Here is a 20,550-nt window from a genome sequence, read left to right as displayed (position 1 = left end):
CGACCCTTCAGAGCTTCACGCAGATGTTGCGGAGCTCGGTGTAGAATTCCATCGAGTGTACGCCGCCTTCGCGGCCGATCCCGGACTGCTTGGAGCCGCCGAAGGGCGTGCGCAGATCGCGCAGGAACCAGGAATTGACCCAGCAGATACCGACCTCGATCTGCGCCGCGACGCGGTGGGCTCGGGCAAGGTTCTGGGTCCAGATCGCGGTCGCGAGACCATAGGGGCTATCGTTCACCCGCTCGATCACATCCGCCTCGTCGTCGAAGGCGGCGACATGGCAGCACGGCCCGAAGATCTCTTCGCGCAGGACGGCCGAATCGTCGGGGAGCCCCGTCCAGATGGTGGGCTGGACGTAGGAGCCGCCGGAGAGCGGCGCCGGCAGGTCGGGCACACCGCCTCCCGTGACGATCGTCGCGCCCTCGGTCGCGGCCCGCTCGTAGTAGGACAGGACCTTGCGGCGATGCTCCTCCGAGATCAGGGGGCCGAGGGTCCCGCCCTTGTCGAACGGGTCCCGGATCCGAAGGTTCTCGGCCGCCTCCTTCAGGCGCGAGACGAACGCGTCGAAGATCGGCCGCTCGACATAGACCCGCTCCGTCCCAAGACACACCTGGCCGCAATTCGCGAAGACCGAACGCATCGTGCCCTCGACCGCGGCATCGAGGTCGCAATCGGCGAAGATGACGGCCGCGTTCTTGCCGCCGAGCTCGAACGAAACCGGCCGCACGCCCTCCGCCGCGGCCTTCATGATGGCCTCGCCGGTCCGGGTCTCGCCCGTGAAGGTGATGCCGTTCACCCCACGATGGCGCGTCAGGAACTCGCCCGCGCTGGCCGGCCCGAAGCCGTGCACGACGTTGTAGACGCCGGGGGGGACGCCCGCCTCGTTCATCACCTCGCCGAGCAGCGTCGCGGTCGTCGGCGTCTCCTCGGACGGTTTCACGACGACCGCGTTGCCGCAGGCGAGCGCTGGCGCGACCTTCCAGGTCATGAGGAGCAGCGGCAGGTTCCAGGGGCAGATCACCGCGATAACGCCGCGCGGCACGCGGATCGCGTAGTTCAGCGCGCCGCGCCCGTCCGGCGTCGCCGTGCGGAAGGTCTCGGTCGAGAGCGTCAGGACCTGGTCGGCGAAGACGTTGAAATTCGCGGCGCCGCGCGGAATGTCGATATGCGAGGCGAGACTCACGGGCTTGCCCGTGTCCAGCACCTCGGCCTGCAGGAAGTCGTCGAAGCGGCGCATGATGCCGTCCGCGACCTTGCGCAGGATCGCGGCGCGCTCCTGCTCGGTGGTCTTGCCCCAGGGACCCCTCATGGCGCGGCGGGCGGCCTGCACGGCCGCGTCAACAGTGGCAGCGTCGGCTTCGTCAACGGTGCCGATGACCTGACCGGTAGCAGGGTTGCGGTTCTCGAAGCTGCGCCCGTTCGCTGAGACGAAGCGGCCGTCGATGAAATGATTCAGATGCACCGGCCGGTCCGCGGCCAGCGGCGTGATGGCGCTGCTCATTGGGTGATGCTCCCGCGTTTTTGTCGTTGGCGGCGGCCGCTCAGGCGGCGGCCGCGTCCTTGAGGGACCAGAGGGCGAGAAGATCGGCCGACGCGACCACGTCGCCCAACAGGAACCGCACATTGGCGAGCGTCGCCTCGTGCATGTGCGGCGCATGCGAGGCTACCGCGTCGGACACGATTGCCACGTCGAAGCCCCGCGCATGGGCATCGCGCAGCGTCGACTCCACGCAGACATTGGTCTGCACGCCGCAGAACGCGAGGGACTCGACGCCATGGCTCGCGAGATGCCGCTCGAACGTCGGGTTCGAGAACCCGGAATAGGTATGCTTGACGAAGACGGGCTCGCCCTCGGCCGGGCTCACGCCGAAGAAATCGGCACCCCAGCTGTCCTTGCGGCAGCAGACCGCCTCCACCCCGAGCCGGCGCTTCTGGGCGATCATCGAGGGTGGAATCAGTTCCTCCTCGTAGCAGGCCGCGAGCCAGACGACCGGAACACCCGCCTCCCGCGCCGAGCCCAGCAGGACCTTCAGCGGAGGCACGATCGTTGCGAGGCCCGAGACATCCTTGCCGAGCGCGGACGCGATGTAGCCGCCCGGCGCGCAGAAGTCGTTCTGCATGTCGACGACGACAAGCGCCGTGCGGCCCGGCGCGAGCCGTTCGGCCGGACCGGGCAGGACCGACCGGCTGGCGTAGCGGGAGGGGATGCTCACGCGAAGGTCGTCCAGACGGAGCCGCCGATGCCGCAGCGCATCTCCTGGCTGGCGACATAGAAGACGGTCCGGGCCGGCGTGCCCCCGGCCGCGGCCATGGCGACCATCCAGGCCAAAAGCTCCGTCGTGCCGCCGCCACCCGCCTCGTTCATGCGCTCGATGGTCGCCTCGCGGATGACGCGGTCGGCGTCGCTCTCCTCCATGAGCTGGAGGAACCAGCGATCGAACTTCGTGTCCATGGTGAAGTAGCGCGGCCCGCCAGGCTCGTGCGAGAGCCCGCCCGTGCCCATGAGGCCGACCCGCAGCCCGGGCGGCAGCACCTCGCGCACGATGCGGCGCAGCTCGCGGCCGAAGCGGATGCATTCCGCCGGTTCCGGCACCGGCGGGTTGATGCAGTTCATGTGGATCGGCAGGATCGGCACGTCGTAGCCGAGATACCAGAGCGGCACCGACCAGTTGTCGTCGAACAGCAGGTTCTCGCCTCGGTCGATCTTGAAGCCGGAGGCCATGGCCTCACGCACGAGGACCTCGGCGACGTCCGGCCGGCCCTTCACGTGATAGCCCGGCTGCTTCAACCACGCCTTGAAGAACTCGGCCGGGCCGTTCCACTCGCCTGCGCAGTCGACGCGCCAGTTCGGCGGGTTCTTCAGCGGCAGGTTGAGCAGGTGGTCGTTGCCGACCCCGATGATCACATCCGGCTTGGCGTCCCGCATGATGCGGCCGAGCTCCTCGTAGCCGGCCTGGATCGCCTTCTGGTCCTCGACCGGGCAGGCATCGATCCAGCCCGTGACGCCCGGCGCATGGGCCATGCCCATGATGGCGACGAACTCACCCATCTCCTCGGTCCTCTTCAGTTCGTCTCGGGACGGTGCTCGACGATCTTGTCGCCCCACGACTTGCGATACGCCTCGGCGGCCGCGCTCTTCGTCGTGTTGCCGGCCGAGCCGTGGAACAGGCGGGTGATCTGCGGCAGGAAATACGGATGGACGCCGAGTTCGGCGAGCCGCCGCACGTCGATGGCGCGGAACGCCTCCTTCTCCGGCTCGCTCAGGCCGTACTGGCTCATAAGATCCTCGAGCCGCTCCCTGAAATGCGGCCAGACCGAATTGTCCCGCCGAACGTCGAATACCATCCGGTTCGACGGGAGGTCGGGATCGAAATCGTTCGCCGACGGAGCCGGCTTCGGGGTGGCGTCTGACATGGGCTCTCCCGTGATGACACGCGGCCGCGGGGCCGCGGCGGCTACTTCCCGCCGACGCGGGCGAGGATGACCTCGGCCATCGCCTTTGCCTGCCCTTCCAGGCGCGCGGCGCCCCGCGACGCGTCCGCCGAGGCGGGATCGCCGAAATAGCCGAGCGGCGTCTTGGCCCGCGCGGCCTCCTGGCCCTTGCGCCATTCGGCAAGATCGGCCGGGCCGTAATCCGTCGATTTCAGCGTCGGCAGAAGATCCTTGCGGACGAGTTCAGGATGGATGTGCAGCATCGCCGACGTTTCCGGGTCCCCGGCATGGACATCGATGAACCTTGCCGGGCTCTCGGCAACCTCGAACCCCAGCACGGCCGGGCTGGCCGTGTCGAGCCCGAGCCGCTTCACGAGCGGTGCATTGAAGAGGACCGCCGCGTCGATCCCGGACGCGGCCCGGCCGGCCGTCACGCCATCGAAGATCGTCTTGTTGTGCAAGGCGTCGCCATGCCCGGAAGTACAGAAGACGCGTGCGAAACCCTGCTTCTTCACGCTTGAGAGCACGTCCGCCATCAAGGCGATCATGGTGGCGGGCTGCACCTCGACGGAGCCCGGGAAAGCACCCGAGACCTGGTTGATGCCCCAGTAAAAGGCCGGGAGGATCACGGCCTGGTGTCCGCGCTCGGCCAGGATCTGGCGCGCGCGCCGTAGCACCGCGGACGGGATGTACACATCGGTTCCGAGCGGCAGGTGCGGGCCGTGCTGCTCGATCACACCAAAAGCCCAAAGGACCGACGCGCCCGACTTGGCGGCGGCATCGGCCTCCTGCCAGGTCATCTCCGCCATGGTCTCGGCGAAGGGCGGGGGACCGCTCCCGCCTGCCTGCGCCCGCGTCTCCGGCGCGCTCGCGGCAGCGGCGGCCATGCCGGCGAGGCTCGACGTGAGGAGAGTGCGGCGGTCCAAGCGGAGCCTCGTCGGGGTGCGATTACTGCGTCCAGGTTATCCTCGATTTTCGAAATTCACGCAAGCTTCGAGATTGTGGACAGTAATGACCGCTCCGGCACATTCTCGCGCGTAAGCCGCTTCGCGACGGCCGGATCCCGTGCCAATCCTGGCCCGCAGCAAGGGACCCAGATGACCGCCCCGATCGACCCCGACCTTCTTCCCGTCCTGGCGCAGCTTCGCGCCGCCGGAGAGCCGGACTATGCTCGGCTCGATGCCCGAGAGATGCGGCGGGCCTATCGCGAATCGCGCCTGAAGATGCGGGTTCCGCCCCGGAGGTGGCGGCGATGCGCGATCTCGCGGCCGAGGGCCCGGCGGGAGCGATCCCGGTCCGGTTGTACCGGGGACGCGGGACGGATGCGGACAGGCGCCTGCCCGTGCTCGTCTTCTTCCATGGTGGCGGCTGGGTCGTGGGCGACCTCGACACGCATGACGTGATCTGCCGCGCGCTCGCCAACGAGGCGGGCTGCGCGGTCGCCTCGGTGGATTACCGGCTCGCCCCGGAGCACCGCTTCCCGGCCGCGGTCGAGGATGCGAGCGCCGCGACGGCCTGGCTCGCCGCGAACGCCTCCGGCCTCGGTCTCGATCCCGGCAGGATCGCGGTCGGCGGCGACAGCGCCGGCGGCAACCTTGCGGCCGTCCTCGCCCATCTGTCGCTAGACGGCGCCCTGCCTCAGCTCGCCTTCCAGCTCCTCCTCTACCCGGCCGTCGATCAGCGCATGGCGCATCCCTCCTACGGGCGCTTCACGGAGGGGGTCGCGTTGACTGCGCCGGGCGTGCGCTGGTTCCGCGACCAATATCTGCAGGACACGGTACAGCAGGAAGACTGGCGCGCCTCGCCTCTGCTCGCGCGGAGATTCTCCGGCCTGCCGCCCGCCTTCGTGCTGACCGTCGCCCACGATCCGCTCGTCGACGAGGGCCGTGCCTACGCCGCGGCTCTCGGCGGGGCGGGCATCCGCGTCCAGCATCTCCACGTCAACGACCAGATGCATGGCTGCCTGACCATGACCGGTGTCATGAAGGCGCCGTGGACGATGCTGGCGATGGCAGGCGCGGCGCTGCGGGTCGCATTCAGCTGATGGGCGCGGCGCCAGTCTGGGCAGCCCGGCCCGCTTCGCCGAAAGAAGATGCTTGAAAACTGAAATGTCCTGAGTTGAACTATCCGTCGCCGCGCGGTGCGGCCGAGAGATGCGATGCCGTCCGAGATCGCCCGAACCGTCTTCCAGGAGGAGCACGAGGCTTTCCGGCGTTCCGTCCGCGCCTTCCTTGAGAGCGAGGTCCTGCCGCAATACGAGACCTGGGAAGAGGCCGGGAAGACGCCGCGCGAGATCTGGCTGCGGGCCGGCGAGATCGGCCTTCTCGGCACGAGCATCCCGGAGGCTTACGGCGGCGCCGGCGGCGATTTCCGCTACGATGCGGTGGTGCTGGAGGAGCTCGGGCGGCTCAGCATCGGCGCGCCCGCCTGGGACATGCACTCCTATATCGTGGCGCCGTTCCTCACCCATTTCGGGACGGAGGCGCAGAAGGCCGAGTGGCTGCCGCGCATGGCCGCGGGCGAGGCGATCGCCGCCATCGGCCTGACGGAGCCCGGGACGGGGAGCGATCTCGGCGGCATCCGCACGAGCGCGACGCGTGACGGCGACGCCTACCTGCTCCAGGGTTCGAAGATCTTCATTACGAACGGCATCATCGCCGATTTCGTGCTGGTCGCGGCGAAGACCTCGCCCGAGCTCGGGGCCAAGGGCATTTCGCTCTTCATCGTCGACACGCAGGCCCCCGGGTTCCGGCGCGGCCGCAAGCTGCGCAAGATCGGCAACCACGCGCAGGACACGGCCGAGCTCTTCTTCGACGGCGTCCGGGTCCCGGCCGATCGCCTGCTCGGCGGTATCGAGAACCAGGGCTGGGCGCAGCTCATGCACGGGCTCGCGCAGGAGCGCATGGTGGTGGCGGTGCGCTCCATCGCCATGGCGCAGGCCTCCTTCGAGGCCACGCTCGACTATGTCCGCAGCCGGACCGCCTGGGGGAAGCCGATCGTCTCCTTCCAGAACACCCGCTTCAAGCTGGCAGAGATGGAGACGGAGATCGATGTCGGGCGGCCCTTCGTGGACCGCTGCATCGAGCTTCTCGCCGAGAACCGGCTCTCGCCCGAGATGGCCGCGAAGGCGAAGCTCTGGACCACCGAGCTCGCCGACCGCGTCATCGACGAGTGCCTCCAGCTCCACGGCGGCTACGGCTACATGGCGGAATACCCGATCTCGCGCTCATGGACCGACGCGCGCGTGCACCGGATCTGGGCCGGCACGAGCGAGGTCATGAAGCACATCATCAGCCGGGCCTATTGAGGAGGCCGCGATGCCGCTCCGGTCTCATACCAATCTCGGCCAGCTCTTCGCCGCGAGCGCCGGGATGCGCGCCGGGCGGGATCTCATCGTGGATGCCCGGTGGCGGCTGGACGGCCGTGTGGCAGAGCGGGAGACGGTGCGGCGGGCCGCTCTCCTCGCGGATGCGGGCGTGCGATTCGGCGGCCGAGTGGCGTTCCTGTGCCGGCCGAGCGCGGCCCACGCGGTCACCTGGTTCGCGGCGGTGCGGCTCGGCGCGGCGGCCACGAACCTCCACGTCCTGGAAACGGACCGGCGCCTTGCCGAGACGCTCGACTGGCTCGAGGCGGACGCGCTGGTCTGCGACCAGGAATTCCTGGACCGGGCGCGTGCGATTCAGGCGGAAACGACGACCCAGCCGCATCTGCGCGTCCTCGACGCGGATCCGAGCAGCCCAACCACGCTGGCGGAGGGCCGGGAGGGCAACGCCGCGCCGGCGCTCGACCGCGCATCGCGCGACGATGTCGCCGCCATCTGCCTTTCCTCCGGTTCCACGGGCCGGCCGAAGGGCGCGATCCATACGCACGGATCGCTGCTCGCCAACGCTGCGGCGGGACCGGAGGTCTATGGCGAGATCACCGCGTTCGACTCCGTCCTGGTCGCGATCGGCACCTCCTTCGGAGGCTGGCTGAACATTGTGCTGCCCTTCCTCGGGGCCGGCGCGAAGCTCGTCTTCCAGCCCCGTTTCGAGCCGCAGGACTTCCTGCGGGGCCTCGCGGCCGAGCGCATCACCCATGCCCCGCTCGTCCCCACCATGTGGCGGCATGTGCTCGCGGCCGGTCCCGAGGACCACGACCTCTCCGCGCTTCGCTCGGCCTTCATGTCGGGCGAGGCGGCAGGTGCGGATGTCGTCGAGGCGGTTCTGGCCCGCATGGCGCCCTCCGTCCGGTCGGCCTACCTCTCGACGGAGGGCGGTTGCGCCTGCGGCATCGTCGCGGAACAGCGACGCGGCGAGCCGCTCGCCGGGCCGGGCGGCCTCCCCGTCCCGGGCTGCGAGTTGCGCATCGCGCCCGCCGAAGGTGGGCCGGAGAGCGAGGGCGAAATCCTCCTCAGGGCGCCCTCTCTGGCAAAGGGCTACTGGAAGGATGCGGAGCGGACCGCGCGCTGTTTCAAGGATGGCTGGTGGCGGACGGGAGATGTCGGCCGACTTTCCCCGGACGGCAGAATCGCGCTTGCCGGACGGGTGGATCACGTCATCAATTCGGGTGGGATAAAGATCCAGGCGGAGGAGGTGGAACTTGCCCTCATGCGTCACCCGAACGTCGCCCAGGCTGCCGTGATCGGCGTTCCGGACCCGGAATGGGGCCAGCGCGTCGAAGCCTTCGTGGTCCCGAAGGCCGCCCAGCTCGACCCCGGCGCCGTGCTCGAATGGTGCCGCGATGACGGCATCCTGCCCGCCCTGAAACTGCCCAAGCGGATCCATGTCCGCGACCGCCTTCCGACCGGCGCGACCGGCAAGCTCTACCGCCCGGCCCTCTTTCCCGAAGCCGGAGCCTTGCGGTGAGCGCCGCGCGCGCCACGCCCGCAACGGCGGGCGATCCCGTTCCGGACAAGACCGATCTCCGCCTCTGGCTGCGGCTCCTCGCCTGCACGCACGGGGTCGAGAACGAGGTGAAGGCGCGCATGAAGGCGCGGTTCGGGATCACGCTGACCCAGTTCAACCTGCTCGCCCAGCTCGAACGCTCGCCGGGCGGCATACGCATGGGCGAGCTCTCCCGCCGCACCATGGTGACCGGCTCGAACGTCACGGTGGTCATCGACGATCTCGTCAGCCGCGGCCTGGCCGAACGTCAGCGCGCCGCGGGGGACAGGCGCGCGATCGTCATCACGCTGACCAGGGCCGGCCGGGCCGCCTTCGCCGAGATGGCCGCCGAGCACGAGAGCTGGATCCGCGAGATGTTCGACCGCTTCCCCCGGCAGCGGAAGGAGGATCTCATGCGTGGCCTCGACGACCTGAAAGCCGCGCTGCGGGTCACGCTCAGAAACAGTCTCTGAAACGTCGGTCCAACCACAAGCGAGAGGGAACAGGGTCCATGATGAAATCCGTCGCCGCGGCTCTGGTCGCCGCAACCGCGTTTTCGGCTCCGGCGCTCGCCCAGGACATCAAGGTCGGGCTTTCGGGCACCTTCTCCGGGCCGAACGCCGCCAACGGCATCCCCTACCGCAACGCCGCGGAGGTCTTCCCGAAGACGATCGCGGGCACCGGCGTGCAATGGATCGTCGTGGACGATGCGACCGACCCGACGACGGCCGTCAAGAACGCCCGCCGCTTCGTGGACGAGGACAAGGTCGACATCATCCTGGGCTCGACCTCGACCGTCACGGCTTCGGCCATGACGGATGTCGCCGTCGAGGCGAAGACCGCGCAGATCGCGCTCTCACCCATCCAGATCGCGCCCGCCAAGCGGCCCTGGGTGTTCAACCTTCCGCAGCCCGTCCCGATCATGGTCTCGGCCATCGTGGAGGATCTCAAGAAGCGGAAGCTGAAATCGATCGCCTTCATCGGCTATGCCGACGGGTGGGGCGACCTGAACTGGAACGCGCTCACGGCCGAGGCCAGGAAGGCCGGGATCGAGGTCACGACCGGCGAGCGCTACAACCGGACGGACACGTCGGTGACCGCGCAGGTGCTGAAGGTGATCGCGAGTTCGCCGGATGCGGTCCTGGTCGGCGCCTCCGGGAGCGCCGCGGCCCTGCCGCAGATCACGCTCAAGGACCAGGGCTTCACCGGGCCGATCTACCACACGCACGGGACGGTCGTGAAAGCCTTCATCGACGCGGCGGGCAAGGCGGGCGAAGGCGCGCTCATGCCGACCGGTCCGGTCGTCGCGGCGGCCGAACTGCCCGATTCCAATCCGATCAAGCCCGTGTCGCTCGACTTCATCTCCAAATACGAGGCGAAGTGGGGCAAGGGCTCGGCCAGCCCGGTGGCGGGCTATGCCTGGGACGCGATGCTGCTCGTCGAAGCGGCCGCGAAGGAGGCGCTGAAGACCGCCAAGCCCGGCACGCCGGAATTCCGGGCCGCACTCCGCGACGCCCTGCAATCCGGCCGCGAGGTGGCGGGCACCAATGCCGTCTACAGGTTCACGGCCGAGGACCATTACGGGGTCGACGAGCGCGCCCGCGTGCTGGTCGTCGTGAAGGACGGCGCCTTCCGGCTCGCGAAGTAAGGATTCGAACGCTTCTGCTGGACAGCGCGGGTGCCGATGAACGCGACCATCGCGCTGATCCTGCTTCAGGACGGACTGACGAGCGGGCTGATCTACGGGCTACTCGCCCTCTCCATCCTGCTCGTCTTCCTGGTCACCCGGGTCCTCTGGGTGCCGGCGGGCGACTTCCTGGTGCTCGGCGCGCTGACCCTTGCCGTGCTGCGCCAGGGCGAAGTGCCGGGAACCGTCTGGATCCTGGCCGGCCTGGCGGCCGTCACCGCGATCGTGGAGACATGGCGCGCCTGGCGGGCGGGCGACTGGCGCGGCTGGCCGCGCCTCATCGCCCTGGTCGTCGTGCCCTCCGCGGCGGCGGTCTTGGCGACGCTCTGGCTCGCTCCGCAGAACGCGCCGGTGCCAGTCGCCATCCTGCTCGTGCTCGCCCTGGTCACGCCGATCGGCTTTCTCACCTATCGGCTGGTGTTCCGGCCGATGGTGGACCAGCCGACCCTCACCCTGATGTTCGTGGCGGTCGCAGTTCATTACGTCCTGACCGGGCTCGGCCTGACGGCCTTCGGCTCGGAATCGTTTCGCTCCCCGCCCTTCCTGCCCGGCCGGCTGGATGTCGGCTTCACGCGCCTCTCCTATCAGCTCCTGATCGTGCTCGCGGTGTCCGCCGCCCTGATGGCCGCGCTTGGGCTGTTCTTCGGCAGGACGCTCTGGGGCAAGGCGTTGCGCGCCACCGCCATGCAGCGCTTCGGCGCACGCCTCGTCGGCATCCGGACGGAGAGCATGGGCGCGCTCGCCTTCACGATCGCGGCGCTCATCGGAGCCGTCTCGGGCGTGCTGATCGGCCCGATGACCGCCCTGTATTACGACTCGGGCTTCCTCGTCTCCCTGAAGGGCTTCGTCGGGACCGTGATGGCCGGGATGGCGAGCTTCCCGCTCTCCGTGCTCGGCGCCCTCCTGGTCGGGCTGGTCGAGACGGGCGCCTCCTTCTACGCCTCGCCCTTCAAGGAGGCGATCGTCTTCGGCCTTCTCGTGCCCTTCCTGCTCTGGCGCTCCGCCGTGCAGATCCGGACGCGCGGCAAGGGCCACGAATGAGCGCCCGCCGCCTCTTCCTCGCCGGGCTCGTTCTGGCGCTGGCGCTCGCGCCACTCGTGCTGCCGCCGCAATTCGTGACGGCGCTGACCTATATCGGCTTGAACGGGCTCGTCTGCATCGGCCTCGTCCTGCTGACCGGCGTCGCCGGCATGACGTCCTTCGGGCAGGCCGCGTTCTGCGGCGTCGCCGCTTACGCGACCGCCCTCCTCACCGTGGGCCAGGGCTGGTCGCCGCTCGCGAGCCTGCCAGTCAGCGTCGCCGCGACCGCCCTCGTGGCGCTCGCGCTCGGCGCGCTCACGGTGCGGCTCGCCGGCCACTACCTCGTCCTCGGCACGCTCGCCTGGGGCATGGCCGTGTTCTTCCTTTTCGGCAACCTGCCTGGGCTCGGCGGCTTCAACGGCATCACGGGCCTTCCCGCCATCGCGATCGGGGGCGTCGCCTTCACCGATCCGCGCCTCGTCCATGTGCTGGTCTGGGCCGCGGTCGCGCTCGCCATGGCGATGGCGTCGAACCTGCTCGACAGCCGGGTCGGCCGCGCAATGCGGAGCCTGCCTGCGGAGATCATGGCGGAGAGCCTCGGCGTGCCGACGGCCCGGCTCCGGGTGGCGGTGTTCTGCATCGCGGCGATCCTGGCCGCGGTCGCCGGGTGGCTGCAGGCCCACTACGTGCGGGTGGTCAATCCGAGCCCCTTCGGGGTCAACGCCTCGGTCGACTACCTCTTCATGGTCGTGATCGGCGGCACGGGACAGCTCGGCGGGGCGCTCCTCGGCAGCGCCGTCTTCGAGGCGATCCGAACCGCTTTGCGCGATGTCCTGCCGCACCTTTTCGGCAGGAGCGGCAGCTACGAGATGGCGGCCTTCGGCATCCTGGTCGTGCTCCTCCTCAACACGACGGGCGGCGGAATGATGCCCTATCTTTCCCGCATCCTGCCGAAACCCGCCCCCGTCCGCGCGCCCGGCTCCGCCGGCCCGCTGCCGCGCCGGGAGCGGGCGCAGCCCGGGCAGGCGCTGCTGGAGGTGCGCGGCGCCGTGAAGCGCTTCGGCGGGCTCGTCGCCGTCAACGAGGTGTCCTTCGAGATCCGGACCGGCGAGATCCTGGGCCTCATCGGCCCGAACGGGGCTGGCAAGAGCACGCTCTTCGACCTCCTGACCGGCGTGCAGCCGGCCACGGCCGGGGAAATCCGCCTCGAAGGCCGGCGCATCGACGGCGCCTCGCCGCGCGCGATCGCGGGCGCGGGCGTGGCGCGCACGTTCCAGCACGTCCTCCTCCGCCCCGAGATGAGCGTGCTGGAGAACGCGGCACTCGGCGCGCATGGGCGCGGAGAGGCGGGCATCCTCCGCTCGGCCCTCCGGCTCGACCGCGCGGAGGAGGCCCGCATCCTGTTCGAGGCCCAGCGCCAGCTCGACCGTGTCGGCCTCGGCGAATTCGCAGCCCAGGCGGCCGGACATCTGGCCCTCGGGCAGCAGCGCATCCTGGAGATCGCCCGGGCCCTGGCCAGCGACCCGAAGCTCCTGCTTCTCGACGAGCCAGCGGCCGGGCTGCGCCATCACGAGAAGGCCCGGCTCTCGGCCCTGCTGCGTGAGCTGCGCGACGAGGGGGTCACCATCCTTCTCGTCGAGCACGACATGGACTTCGTGATGAACCTGGTCGACCGCCTCGTCGTCGTCGATTTCGGGACGAAGATCGCCGAGGGCACCCCCGCCTCGGTGCGGGGCGATCCGCGCGTGATCGAGGCCTATTTGGGCGGGGCGGAGGCATGACCTCCCTCCTGCAGGCGCGCGGGATCGAGGTGCGTTACGGCGAGAGCGAGGCCGTGCGCGGGCTTTCGCTCGCTGTCGGCCCGGGGCAGATCGTGACGGTGCTCGGGCCGAACGGCGCGGGCAAGACGAGCCTGCTCAAGGCCCTCATGGGCGCCCTGCCCTGCCGCGGCGAGATCAGGTTCGACGGGGAGCCGATCCATCGCCTTTCGCTGGAGGAGCGGGCGGAAATCGGGCTTTCCCTCGTGCCGGAGGAGCGCGCCCTGTTCGGCGAGATGAGCGTCGCGGACAATCTGGAGCTCGGCGGCTTCCTGCGCCGGCACGAGGATGCGCGGACGCGCCGGGAGGCGCGCGAGGAGATCTATCGGCTCTTCCCGCGGCTTCGGGAGCGGGCAGGCCAGCTCGCCTCCACCTTGTCGGGCGGCGAGCGCCAGATGCTCGCGCTCGGCCGCGCGCTCCTCGCCCGCCCGCGCCTCCTCATGCTGGACGAGCCGTCGCTCGGTCTCGCCCCGCGGATCGTGCGGGAGATCCTCGATGCCATCGCTGGCCTGCGCGATCGCGGCATGTCGCTGCTGCTCGTCGAGCAGAACGCGCGCGCCGCGCTCCGCATCGCCGATTACGGCTACGTGATCGAGCGCGGCGCGGTCGCCATGGAGGGCTCGGCAGCCGATCTTCGCGACAACCCCGCGGTCGCCGCCACCTATCTGGGCGGTTCCGCAGCCGGCTGAGCCTCCCGCATCGCCCGCCGCGGGCTTGCCCTGCCCGGCACCCTCTGGGATGTTCGGTGAGGAGCCCGGCTGGACGGGGCGCCGGGGAGGAGAGCGAGGTCGTGAGAGCCCGATCAGCCATCCTGCGCTCGTCGCCGGTCGAACGCCCCTATGCGGACACCCGGCCGCTGTCGATCGAGGAGGTCGAGCTCGCGCCGCCCGGTCCCGGCGAGGTGCTGGTGAAGATCGCGGCGGCGGGCGTCTGCCACTCGGACCTGTCGGCGATCAACGGCGACCGGCCCCGGCCGACGCCTATCGCGCTCGGCCACGAGGCGTCGGGCGTCGTGGCGGAGCTCGGGCCGGGCGTGGGCGACCTCGCGGTCGGCGACCACGTGGTCATGTCGTTCCTGCCGGTCTGCGGGGCGTGCGGCCCATGCGCCGAGGGCCGCGGCCAGCTCTGCGAGCCCGGGCACCTGGCGAACGGCCGCGGCACCCTCCTCTCCGGCGCACGCCGGATCCGCTGCGACGGCGAGGAGATCAACCACCACAGCGGCGTCTCCGCCTTCAGCGAATACGCCGTCATCTCGCGCCGCTCGATCGTGAAGATCAGCCGGGACGTGCCGCTGATCGAGGCCGCGCTCTTCGGCTGCGCCGTGATGACGGGCGTCGGCACGGTCGTGAACACCTGCCGGGTGCGGATGGGCGAGAGCGTGGCGGTCGTGGGGCTCGGCGGGGTCGGGCTCTCCGCCGTGCTCGGGGCGCTTGCCTGCGGGGCGAGCCGCGTCATCGCGATCGACATCTCGCACGCCAAGCTCGACGCGGCGCGCGAGATCGGCGCGACGGACACCTTCATGGCGAGCGACCCGAACACGGTCGAAGCCGTCCGCGACCTCACCGGCGGCGGCGTCCACCACGCGGTCGAGATGGCGGGCTCCGTGCAGGCCTTCGATCTCGCCTTCCGCCTCACGCGCCGGGGCGGCACCACGGCGGCGGCCGGCCTCGCCAACCCGAACCAGCGCTTCCAGATCCCGCCCGTCGCGCTGGTCGGCGAGGAGCGCGACATCCGCGGATCCTATATGGGCTCCTGCGTGCCCTCGCGGGACATCCCCCGCTACATCGAGCTGTGGCAGCAGGGGCGCCTGCCGGTGACCAAGCTGATGTCCGGGACCGGCCCGCTCGACGAGATCAACGAGGCCTTCGACCTGCTCGACCGCGGCGAGGTCATCCGCCACCTCGTCGTCATGTGATGATCGGGTCGCCGCCCGGCGGAAACCGGGCGGCAACCGCCTCACATCTCCATCTTCATCGGCTCGGGATAGTAGCGGAAGCCTTCGCCCGCCTTGGCGACGTGGCCGAGGCCCGGCCAGGCGAAATGGTAGGCGAGGATCGGGATCCGCTTCTCGGCCAGCATCGTCAGCATCTTCACCCGCGTCTCGGCCGATTGCCTCGGATCGGTGTCGTAGGCGAATTGCGTGCGGGGCTTCTCCATCAGCAGGACCGGGTGATGCGTGAGGTCGCCGATATAGCAGAGCTGGCTGTTGCCGCTGGAGATCATGAAGATCGTGTGCCCGACCGTGTGGCCGGGCGCCGCGAGCGCGGTGATCCCCGGCAGGAACTCCTGCCCGTCCTTGATGAAGACCAGCCGGTCCCGCACGGGCAGGAGGTTCTTCCGGGCCGTGTCCAGGAACGCCTTGAACTCCTTGGCGACCTTCGTCTCGTCCGTCCAGAAGTCGAAATCGGCCTGGCTGATGTAGAACTGCGCGTTCGGGAAGTTGCTCCGGCCGTCGTCGCCGACATTGCCGCCGCAATGGTCGACATGCGCATGGCTCATGACGACCGCGTCGATGTCATTCGGGTCGATTCCCGCCTGCTTCATCGTCCTCAGCAGCTTGCCGGTGGTCGGTCCGAAGAGCTGCAGGCTGCCCATGCCGGTGTCGAACAGGACCATGCGGTCGCCGGTGTTCAGGATGAGCACGTTCTGCTCGAGCACGGCGTTCGTCGTGGGCAGGAAGTTGTCGGTGAGCTGCTTGTCCATCTCCTGCGGGGACAGGCCCGTGAAGTTGGTATGCGGGTTGCCGAGCGGCAGCGTGCCGTCGGACACGATCGTCGCCTCTGCGCCGCCCAGCTTGAACCGGTAGAAATAGGGCGCCGGCGTCCCGAGCATCGGCGCCTTGGCAAGGCCCGGCCTGGGCAGACCCAGCGCGAGCGCGCCGCTCCCGATGGCGGCGCCGAGCAGAGCGTGCCGGCGGGTGAAGGTGGTCTCGGTCATCTCGAACCTCCTCAGCTTGCTTCCTCGATCGCATCCGTCTTGTCCGTCCCGTGCCTGGATGCGCGACCGGGATCTGAACGAAGCTTATCCTAGGCGCGCGCGATCTCGCCCCGCTCGATGACGAAGGTCTCGTCGACGAGGGATGCAAGGAGATCGGGGCTCGATTCGGTGATCAGGATCGCGACGTCGGGCAGCGCCTCGCGCAGCCGGCCGAGCGCGTCGGCGTAGCGGAGCGCCAGCGCCGGGGCGAGGCCCTGGAAGGGCTCGTCGAGCAGGATGGCCCGGGTGCCGACCATGAGGGCGCGGCCGAGCGCCACCATCTTCCCCTGCCCGCCCGACAGGCCTGCAGCCCGGCGCGGGGCGAGTTCGCGCAGCTCGGGGAGCAGGCCGAAGACGAGATCGCTCCGGCGCCCGATCTCGTCATCCGGGAGCGAGAGGACCTCGGCCGGCAGGAGGATGTTGCTGCGGACGGAGAAGCTGCCGAAGAGCCGCCGCTCCTCCGGCGCGTAGCCGATCCCGAGAGAGGTGCGCCGATGGGCCGGGAGCCGCGTGCAATCGCGCCCGGCGAGCGTGATGCGCCCCTCGCGCGGCGGCACGAGCCCCATCAGGGTGCGCAAAGTGGTCGTCTTGCCCGCCCCGTTCCGGCCGATCAGCGCGACCCGCCCGCCCGGCGGGACCTGGAACGACACGCGCCGCAGCACCGCGACGCCGGCGAGCTCGACGGTCACGTCCTCAAGCCGCAGCATCGGCGCCCTCCCGGACCCTGATGCCGATGACGTCGCGCTGGACGGCGGGATCCTCCAGGATCGTCGCCGGCGGCCCGAGCGCCGAGATGCGGCCCTGGTTCCAGACCGCGACCCGGTCGGCGAAGCGGGCGACCACGTCCATGTCGTGCTCCACGAAGACGGCCGTCACGCCCGCCTCGCGCAGCACGCGCACGAGGGTCTCCACGATGGCCATCTTCTCGGAGGCCGCGACCCCGCTCGTCGGCTCGTCCATGAGGAGGAGCCGCGGCTTGAGCGCGAGCGCCATGGCGATGTCGGCGAGCTTGCGCGCACCCTCGTTCAGCGCGTCCGCGCGACGGCCGGCGAGATCGGACAGGCCGAACCGGCCGAGGAGCTCGGAGGCTTCCGCCACATGCGCGCCGTCCAGGAGAGGCCGGATGGCCGACCAGAAGGTGCCGCGGGACGCGACCGCGAGCGCGGCGTTCTGCAGCACGGTATGCTCGGTGAAGAGCTGCGGCAGCTGGAAGGAGCGCGCGATTCCGAGCCGGACGATGCGGCGCGGCGAGAGGCCGAGGATGGGCCGGCCCTCGAAGGCGATCTCCCCGGCCTGCGGCTTCAGGTAGCCGGTCACCATGTTGATGAAGGTCGTCTTGCCGGCGCCGTTCGGGCCGATGATGGCGAGGTGCTCGCCGGCCCGGACATCGAGATCGACGCCGTCGGCCGCCTTCACGCCCCCGAAGGCGAGGCGGAGGCCGCGCGCGGCGAGGAGGGCCGTCATGCCGCCCCCTCCCCGGCAGGCCTGCGGCGCAGCGCGGAGCGTCCCATCCCCCACAGCCCGCCGGGCGCGAACAGGATCACGCCGAGCAGCACGATCCCGAGGATCATCTGCCAGGCATCCGCGACGAGCGCGGCCGCGTAGGTGCGGGTGAGCTCGTATCCGAAAGCGCCGAGGAAGGGGCCGAAGACACTGCCGGCGCCGCCCAGGATGGCGATGAAGACGAGTTCGCCCGAGGCGGTCCAATAGGCCAGCGCGGGCGTGACGTGCCGCGTCGTCATGGCGATGATGACGCCGCCGCACCCTGCCATCACGGCGGAGAGCACATAGGCGGCGAGCAGCACGCGGCGGGCCGGGATGCCCATGAATTCGAGCCGCGTCTCCCTCGTCTTCATGGCCGAGAGCGCCTCGCCCATCGGCGAGAGAAGATAGACCCGCACGAAGGCCCCGAAGCCGAGTGCGAGCAGGATCGCGACCGCAAGCGTCGCCCAGCCCGCCTCCTCCGGGCCGAGCGCCGTCCCGACATACCTGATCGCGGGCAGCCGGATGCCGTCGGTGCCGTGGGTGAGGGCGTAGAACTTCTCCAGGACCGAATAGAAGACCATGCTGAGGGCGAGGTTCAGCATGCCGAAGAAGATCTCGCGGTAGCGCACCACGAAGAGCCCGACCACGAGGCCGACCGCGCCCGAGACCAGCGCCCCGAGGGGCAGCAGGAGCAGCGCCTCGGGCATGCGGGGCGCCGCGAAGGCCGCCGCGTAGGCCGCGAGCGCGACATAGAGCGCGTGGCCGAAGCTCACCTGCCCGGCCCGGAGGAGGAGCAGGATGCCGAGCACCGCGATGCCCTTCGCGATCGCGATCGTGAGCACGAAGCGCAGCCAGGGGACGAGCGCGGCGACGAGAAGAACGATGGCGGCCGCGGCGAGCGCGGCGACGAGTTCGAGAAGGGCGCGACGGCTCATATCCGGCGCGTCTCCGGGACGCCGAACAATCCCTGCGGGCGCACGAGCAGCACGGCCACCATGATGAGATAGGGCACCACGACCTCGAGCTCCGGCTCGAAATAGACCGCGAAGGAGCGTCCGAGCCCGATCAGGAGCGAGGTCACGGCCGCGCCCTCGATCTGGCCGAGGCCCGCCGTGGCGACGACCGCGAAGGAGAGGACGATGGTCTGCGCGCCGACCCCCGGCACGAGCGAGGCGGTGGGCGAGGCGAGCGCGCCGCCCAGAGCCGCCAGCGCCGCCCCAGCCGTGAAGGTGAGAAGCGTGACCTTCGCGGCGTCGATGCCCATGGCGCGCGCGGCCTCGCGATCGGTCGTGACCGCCACGATCATGCGGCCGTAGAGCGTCCGCCGCAGGAACCAGGCGAGCCCCGCAAGGGTCACGAGCGCGATCCCGGGCAGGACGAAGAGCTGGTAGGCCGTGAACGGGATCACGTCCTGGCCGAACGGGATGTCCACCGTGCCCAGCATCTTGAGCGGCGCGTCGAAGACGACCGGCTGCACGCCGAAGAGGAGCTTCTGCAGGTCCTCCAGGATCATGAACAGCGCGAAGGTGACGAGGAGCTGGAGCACCGGCTCCTCCTTCTCCGTCCGGCGCAGCAGCCGCTCGATCGGCGGCCCGAGGACGAGCCCCACGAGGACGGAGGCGGCCAGAAGCGTCGGGAAGACGAGCCAGCCCGGCAGGCCGCGCGAGACCACGAAGAGCCCGAGCGCGGCCGCCGAATAGCCCCCGATCGCGTAGAGGCTGCCATGCGCGATGTTCAGCACGCGCAGGACGCCGAAGATCAGGTTGAGCCCGACCGCCACCATGAAGACAGCGGCCGCATAGGAAAGGCCGTCGAGGACGGCGAGCCCGATCAGCAGCGCGTTGTCGGCGATCCAACCGGGCATCGCGCGCGGCTCAGCCCCTGTAGGGGACCGGCGCCGGCATCTTGCCCGGCATGTCGGGGCTTAGGGTCTTCAGCCAGTCGAGGCTCTTCTGCCCGACGGGCGTCGTGATGTCGGCCGCCTTGAACACCACCATGTCGGTCAGGACCGGGAAGGGATACTTGTCGGTGTGGACGGTCGTTCCGATGAGCTGGTCCTCGAGGCCCTGTCCGTCTTCGCGAATCTTGATCGTGCCCGTGAGGGAGGGGAACTCCAGGCCCTGGAAGGCGGCCGCGAGTTCCGCGTCCGTCGGCCAGCCGCCTCCCTTCGCCTTGATGGCCTTCTCGTAGCCCGCCTTCATGGCGAAGACCGCCTGGGCCATGTGGTGGGTGGGATAGATGGGCCACGTGCTGAAGCGCTTGCGGTAGTTCTCCGTGAAGCGCGCGAGCAGCGCCGGGTCCTTCGGCGACGGGTGGCCGAACCAATGATCGCCGCGCCCGCCCACGATCACGCCCGCCGGCAGCGTCTTGCCGACGCGTTCGAGCGAGGATTCGGCGAGCGGCATGACGAAGGTCGAGCGCTCGAACAGCCGGCGCTCCGCCGACTGGCGGATGAAGGCGTCGAGGTCCCCGCCCCAGGACGTCGTCAGGATGACGTCGGGCCGGAGCGCCAGGAGCCGCGTGACCTCCGTCGAGAAGTCGGTCGCGCCAAAGCGCGGGAAGAACTCCGCCGCGACCCGGACCCCCGGCTTCAGCGTGTCCATCGCGGTCTTCCAGATCGCCCAGGAATCGCGGCCCCAGGCGTAATCCTGGTTCACGACCGCGATCGACCGGAAGTCGGGCTTGGCGCGCAGGACGTAGAGCAGAGCCGCCAGCACCTCCGGCGTCGCATTCCCCTGCGTGCGCACCGCATACTGATAGCGCGCGTCCTCGAAGATGCGCTGCGTGCCGCAATCCCAGAGCAGCGTCGGGCGCTTCAGCTCGTCCGCGAGCGGGGTGCAGGCGAGGCAATCGGCCGAGGAGATGGCCGAGAAGATGATGTTGACGTTCTCGCTCTGCACGAGGCGCCGGTACTCGCCGACGAAATGGTCGACGCCCGGACCCTCGTCCACGAAGATCGGTCTGACCTTCACGCCCGCGATGCCGCCTTCGGCATTGATCTCGTCGAAGAGCATCTCGGCCGCCTGCCGGCCGGGCACCCCGAACACGCTCGCCGGACCGGACAGGTAGGTGGCGATGCCGACCTTCAGCTCGCTCGGCTTCGCGGCCTGGGCCTGGACGCTTCGCCCCGCCAGCGCGAGGCTCCCGACCCCAAGCGCGCCCAGAGCCGCACGCCGCGTGAGAGACCCAGGCGCAAATCGCACGTCACCCGCCATCACGTGTCCTCCCCGTTTTATTGACGGAAAGACTGCCGCAGCTCGGCCGCGGA

20 protein-coding genes are annotated in these 20,550 nt (G+C 70.0%); 9 read left to right on the top strand and 11 right to left on the bottom strand.

What is annotated here, in order from left to right; genetic code table 11:
* Positions 1-7 precede the first annotated feature (7 nt).
* Genes HJG44_RS22635 through HJG44_RS22615 form a run of 5 tightly spaced genes read right to left on the bottom strand, consistent with a single transcriptional unit; the run spans position 8 to position 4,358 of the window.
* Positions 8-1,501, bottom strand: coding sequence for a 2-hydroxymuconic semialdehyde dehydrogenase (locus tag HJG44_RS22635; RefSeq protein ID WP_171220661.1), 1,494 nt, complete (start codon positions 1,499-1,501; stop codon positions 8-10).
* A gap of 40 nt (positions 1,502-1,541) precedes the next feature.
* Positions 1,542-2,213, bottom strand: a complete 672-nt coding sequence (locus HJG44_RS22630) for an isochorismatase family protein (RefSeq protein WP_171220660.1) — start codon at positions 2,211-2,213, stop codon at positions 1,542-1,544.
* Complete coding sequence (locus tag HJG44_RS22625; RefSeq protein ID WP_171220659.1) at positions 2,210-3,049, bottom strand: DODA-type extradiol aromatic ring-opening family dioxygenase; 840 nt, start codon at positions 3,047-3,049, stop codon at positions 2,210-2,212. The genes HJG44_RS22630 and HJG44_RS22625 overlap by 4 nt, the downstream gene beginning before the upstream one ends.
* A gap of 14 nt (positions 3,050-3,063) precedes the next feature.
* Positions 3,064-3,414 carry a hypothetical protein gene (locus tag HJG44_RS22620; protein ID WP_171220658.1) on the bottom strand — a complete coding sequence of 117 codons (351 nt, stop codon included), beginning with the start codon at positions 3,412-3,414 and terminating at the stop codon, positions 3,064-3,066.
* A 41-nt stretch (positions 3,415-3,455) separates the two neighbouring features.
* On the bottom strand, positions 3,456-4,358 hold the full coding sequence (locus tag HJG44_RS22615; protein ID WP_171220657.1) for a creatininase family protein: 903 nt from the start codon (positions 4,356-4,358) through the stop codon (positions 3,456-3,458).
* Positions 4,359-4,684: 326 nt separating this feature from the next.
* On the opposite strand from HJG44_RS22615, the gene HJG44_RS22610 reads away from it, so the two are divergent.
* The 9 genes from HJG44_RS22610 (at position 4,685) to HJG44_RS22570 (ending at position 14,736) form a co-directional block, all read left to right on the top strand.
* On the top strand, positions 4,685-5,476 hold the full coding sequence (locus HJG44_RS22610) for an alpha/beta hydrolase (protein ID WP_171220656.1): 792 nt from the start codon (positions 4,685-4,687) through the stop codon (positions 5,474-5,476).
* Between the two features lie 114 nt (positions 5,477-5,590).
* Positions 5,591-6,739: an acyl-CoA dehydrogenase family protein gene (locus HJG44_RS22605; RefSeq protein ID WP_171220655.1), complete on the top strand. Its 1,149-nt coding sequence runs from the start codon at positions 5,591-5,593 to the stop codon at positions 6,737-6,739.
* 10 nt (positions 6,740-6,749) lie between these two features.
* Entirely contained in the window at positions 6,750-8,279 is a 1,530-nt protein-coding gene (locus HJG44_RS22600) for a class I adenylate-forming enzyme family protein (protein WP_171220654.1), read from the top strand.
* The gene (locus tag HJG44_RS22595) at positions 8,276-8,770 is read left to right on the top strand and encodes a MarR family winged helix-turn-helix transcriptional regulator (protein ID WP_210261286.1); all 495 of its coding nucleotides are present in this window, start codon (positions 8,276-8,278) and stop codon (positions 8,768-8,770) included. Before HJG44_RS22600 ends, HJG44_RS22595 begins: the two co-directional genes overlap by 4 nt.
* 38 nt (positions 8,771-8,808) lie before the next feature.
* Positions 8,809-9,945 (top strand): ABC transporter substrate-binding protein, encoded by a 1,137-nt coding sequence (locus HJG44_RS22590; RefSeq protein WP_171220653.1) that lies wholly within the window; start codon positions 8,809-8,811, stop codon positions 9,943-9,945.
* 36 nt (positions 9,946-9,981) lie between these two features.
* Positions 9,982-11,025: a branched-chain amino acid ABC transporter permease gene (locus HJG44_RS22585; RefSeq protein WP_171220652.1), complete on the top strand. Its 1,044-nt coding sequence runs from the start codon at positions 9,982-9,984 to the stop codon at positions 11,023-11,025.
* Positions 11,022-12,785 (top strand): branched-chain amino acid ABC transporter ATP-binding protein/permease, encoded by a 1,764-nt coding sequence (locus HJG44_RS22580; protein WP_171220651.1) that lies wholly within the window; start codon positions 11,022-11,024, stop codon positions 12,783-12,785. Before HJG44_RS22585 ends, HJG44_RS22580 begins: the two co-directional genes overlap by 4 nt.
* Positions 12,782-13,510, top strand: coding sequence for an ABC transporter ATP-binding protein (locus HJG44_RS22575; RefSeq protein ID WP_171220650.1), 729 nt, complete (start codon positions 12,782-12,784; stop codon positions 13,508-13,510). Before HJG44_RS22580 ends, HJG44_RS22575 begins: the two co-directional genes overlap by 4 nt.
* A 101-nt stretch (positions 13,511-13,611) precedes the next feature.
* Positions 13,612-14,736 carry a zinc-binding dehydrogenase gene (locus HJG44_RS22570; RefSeq protein ID WP_171220649.1) on the top strand — a complete coding sequence of 375 codons (1,125 nt, stop codon included), beginning with the start codon at positions 13,612-13,614 and terminating at the stop codon, positions 14,734-14,736.
* Between the two features lie 41 nt (positions 14,737-14,777).
* On the opposite strand, the gene HJG44_RS22565 is transcribed toward HJG44_RS22570, so the two are convergent.
* From HJG44_RS22565 to HJG44_RS22540, 6 genes are all read right to left on the bottom strand, one after another.
* A complete protein-coding gene (locus HJG44_RS22565) occupies positions 14,778-15,758 on the bottom strand; it encodes an MBL fold metallo-hydrolase (protein ID WP_171220648.1) in 981 nt (326 codons plus the stop codon).
* An 89-nt stretch (positions 15,759-15,847) separates the two neighbouring features.
* Complete coding sequence (locus tag HJG44_RS22560; protein ID WP_171220647.1) at positions 15,848-16,504, bottom strand: ABC transporter ATP-binding protein; 657 nt, start codon at positions 16,502-16,504, stop codon at positions 15,848-15,850.
* Positions 16,491-17,261, bottom strand: coding sequence for an ABC transporter ATP-binding protein (locus tag HJG44_RS22555; protein WP_171220646.1), 771 nt, complete (start codon positions 17,259-17,261; stop codon positions 16,491-16,493). The genes HJG44_RS22560 and HJG44_RS22555 overlap by 14 nt, the downstream gene beginning before the upstream one ends.
* Positions 17,258-18,217, bottom strand: coding sequence for a branched-chain amino acid ABC transporter permease (locus HJG44_RS22550; RefSeq protein WP_171220645.1), 960 nt, complete (start codon positions 18,215-18,217; stop codon positions 17,258-17,260). The genes HJG44_RS22555 and HJG44_RS22550 overlap by 4 nt, the downstream gene beginning before the upstream one ends.
* Positions 18,214-19,146: a branched-chain amino acid ABC transporter permease gene (locus HJG44_RS22545; protein WP_171220644.1), complete on the bottom strand. Its 933-nt coding sequence runs from the start codon at positions 19,144-19,146 to the stop codon at positions 18,214-18,216. The genes HJG44_RS22550 and HJG44_RS22545 overlap by 4 nt, the downstream gene beginning before the upstream one ends.
* A gap of 10 nt (positions 19,147-19,156) precedes the next feature.
* Positions 19,157-20,497 carry an ABC transporter substrate-binding protein gene (locus tag HJG44_RS22540; RefSeq protein ID WP_171220643.1) on the bottom strand — a complete coding sequence of 447 codons (1,341 nt, stop codon included), beginning with the start codon at positions 20,495-20,497 and terminating at the stop codon, positions 19,157-19,159.
* Between the last annotated feature and the right edge of the window lie 53 nt (positions 20,498-20,550).

Origin of the sequence: Enterovirga aerilata (genome assembly GCF_013044135.1) — a bacterium.
GTDB lineage: Bacteria > Pseudomonadota > Alphaproteobacteria > Rhizobiales > Beijerinckiaceae > Enterovirga > Enterovirga aerilata.
This window is presented reverse-complemented; position numbering and strand designations above follow the sequence as displayed.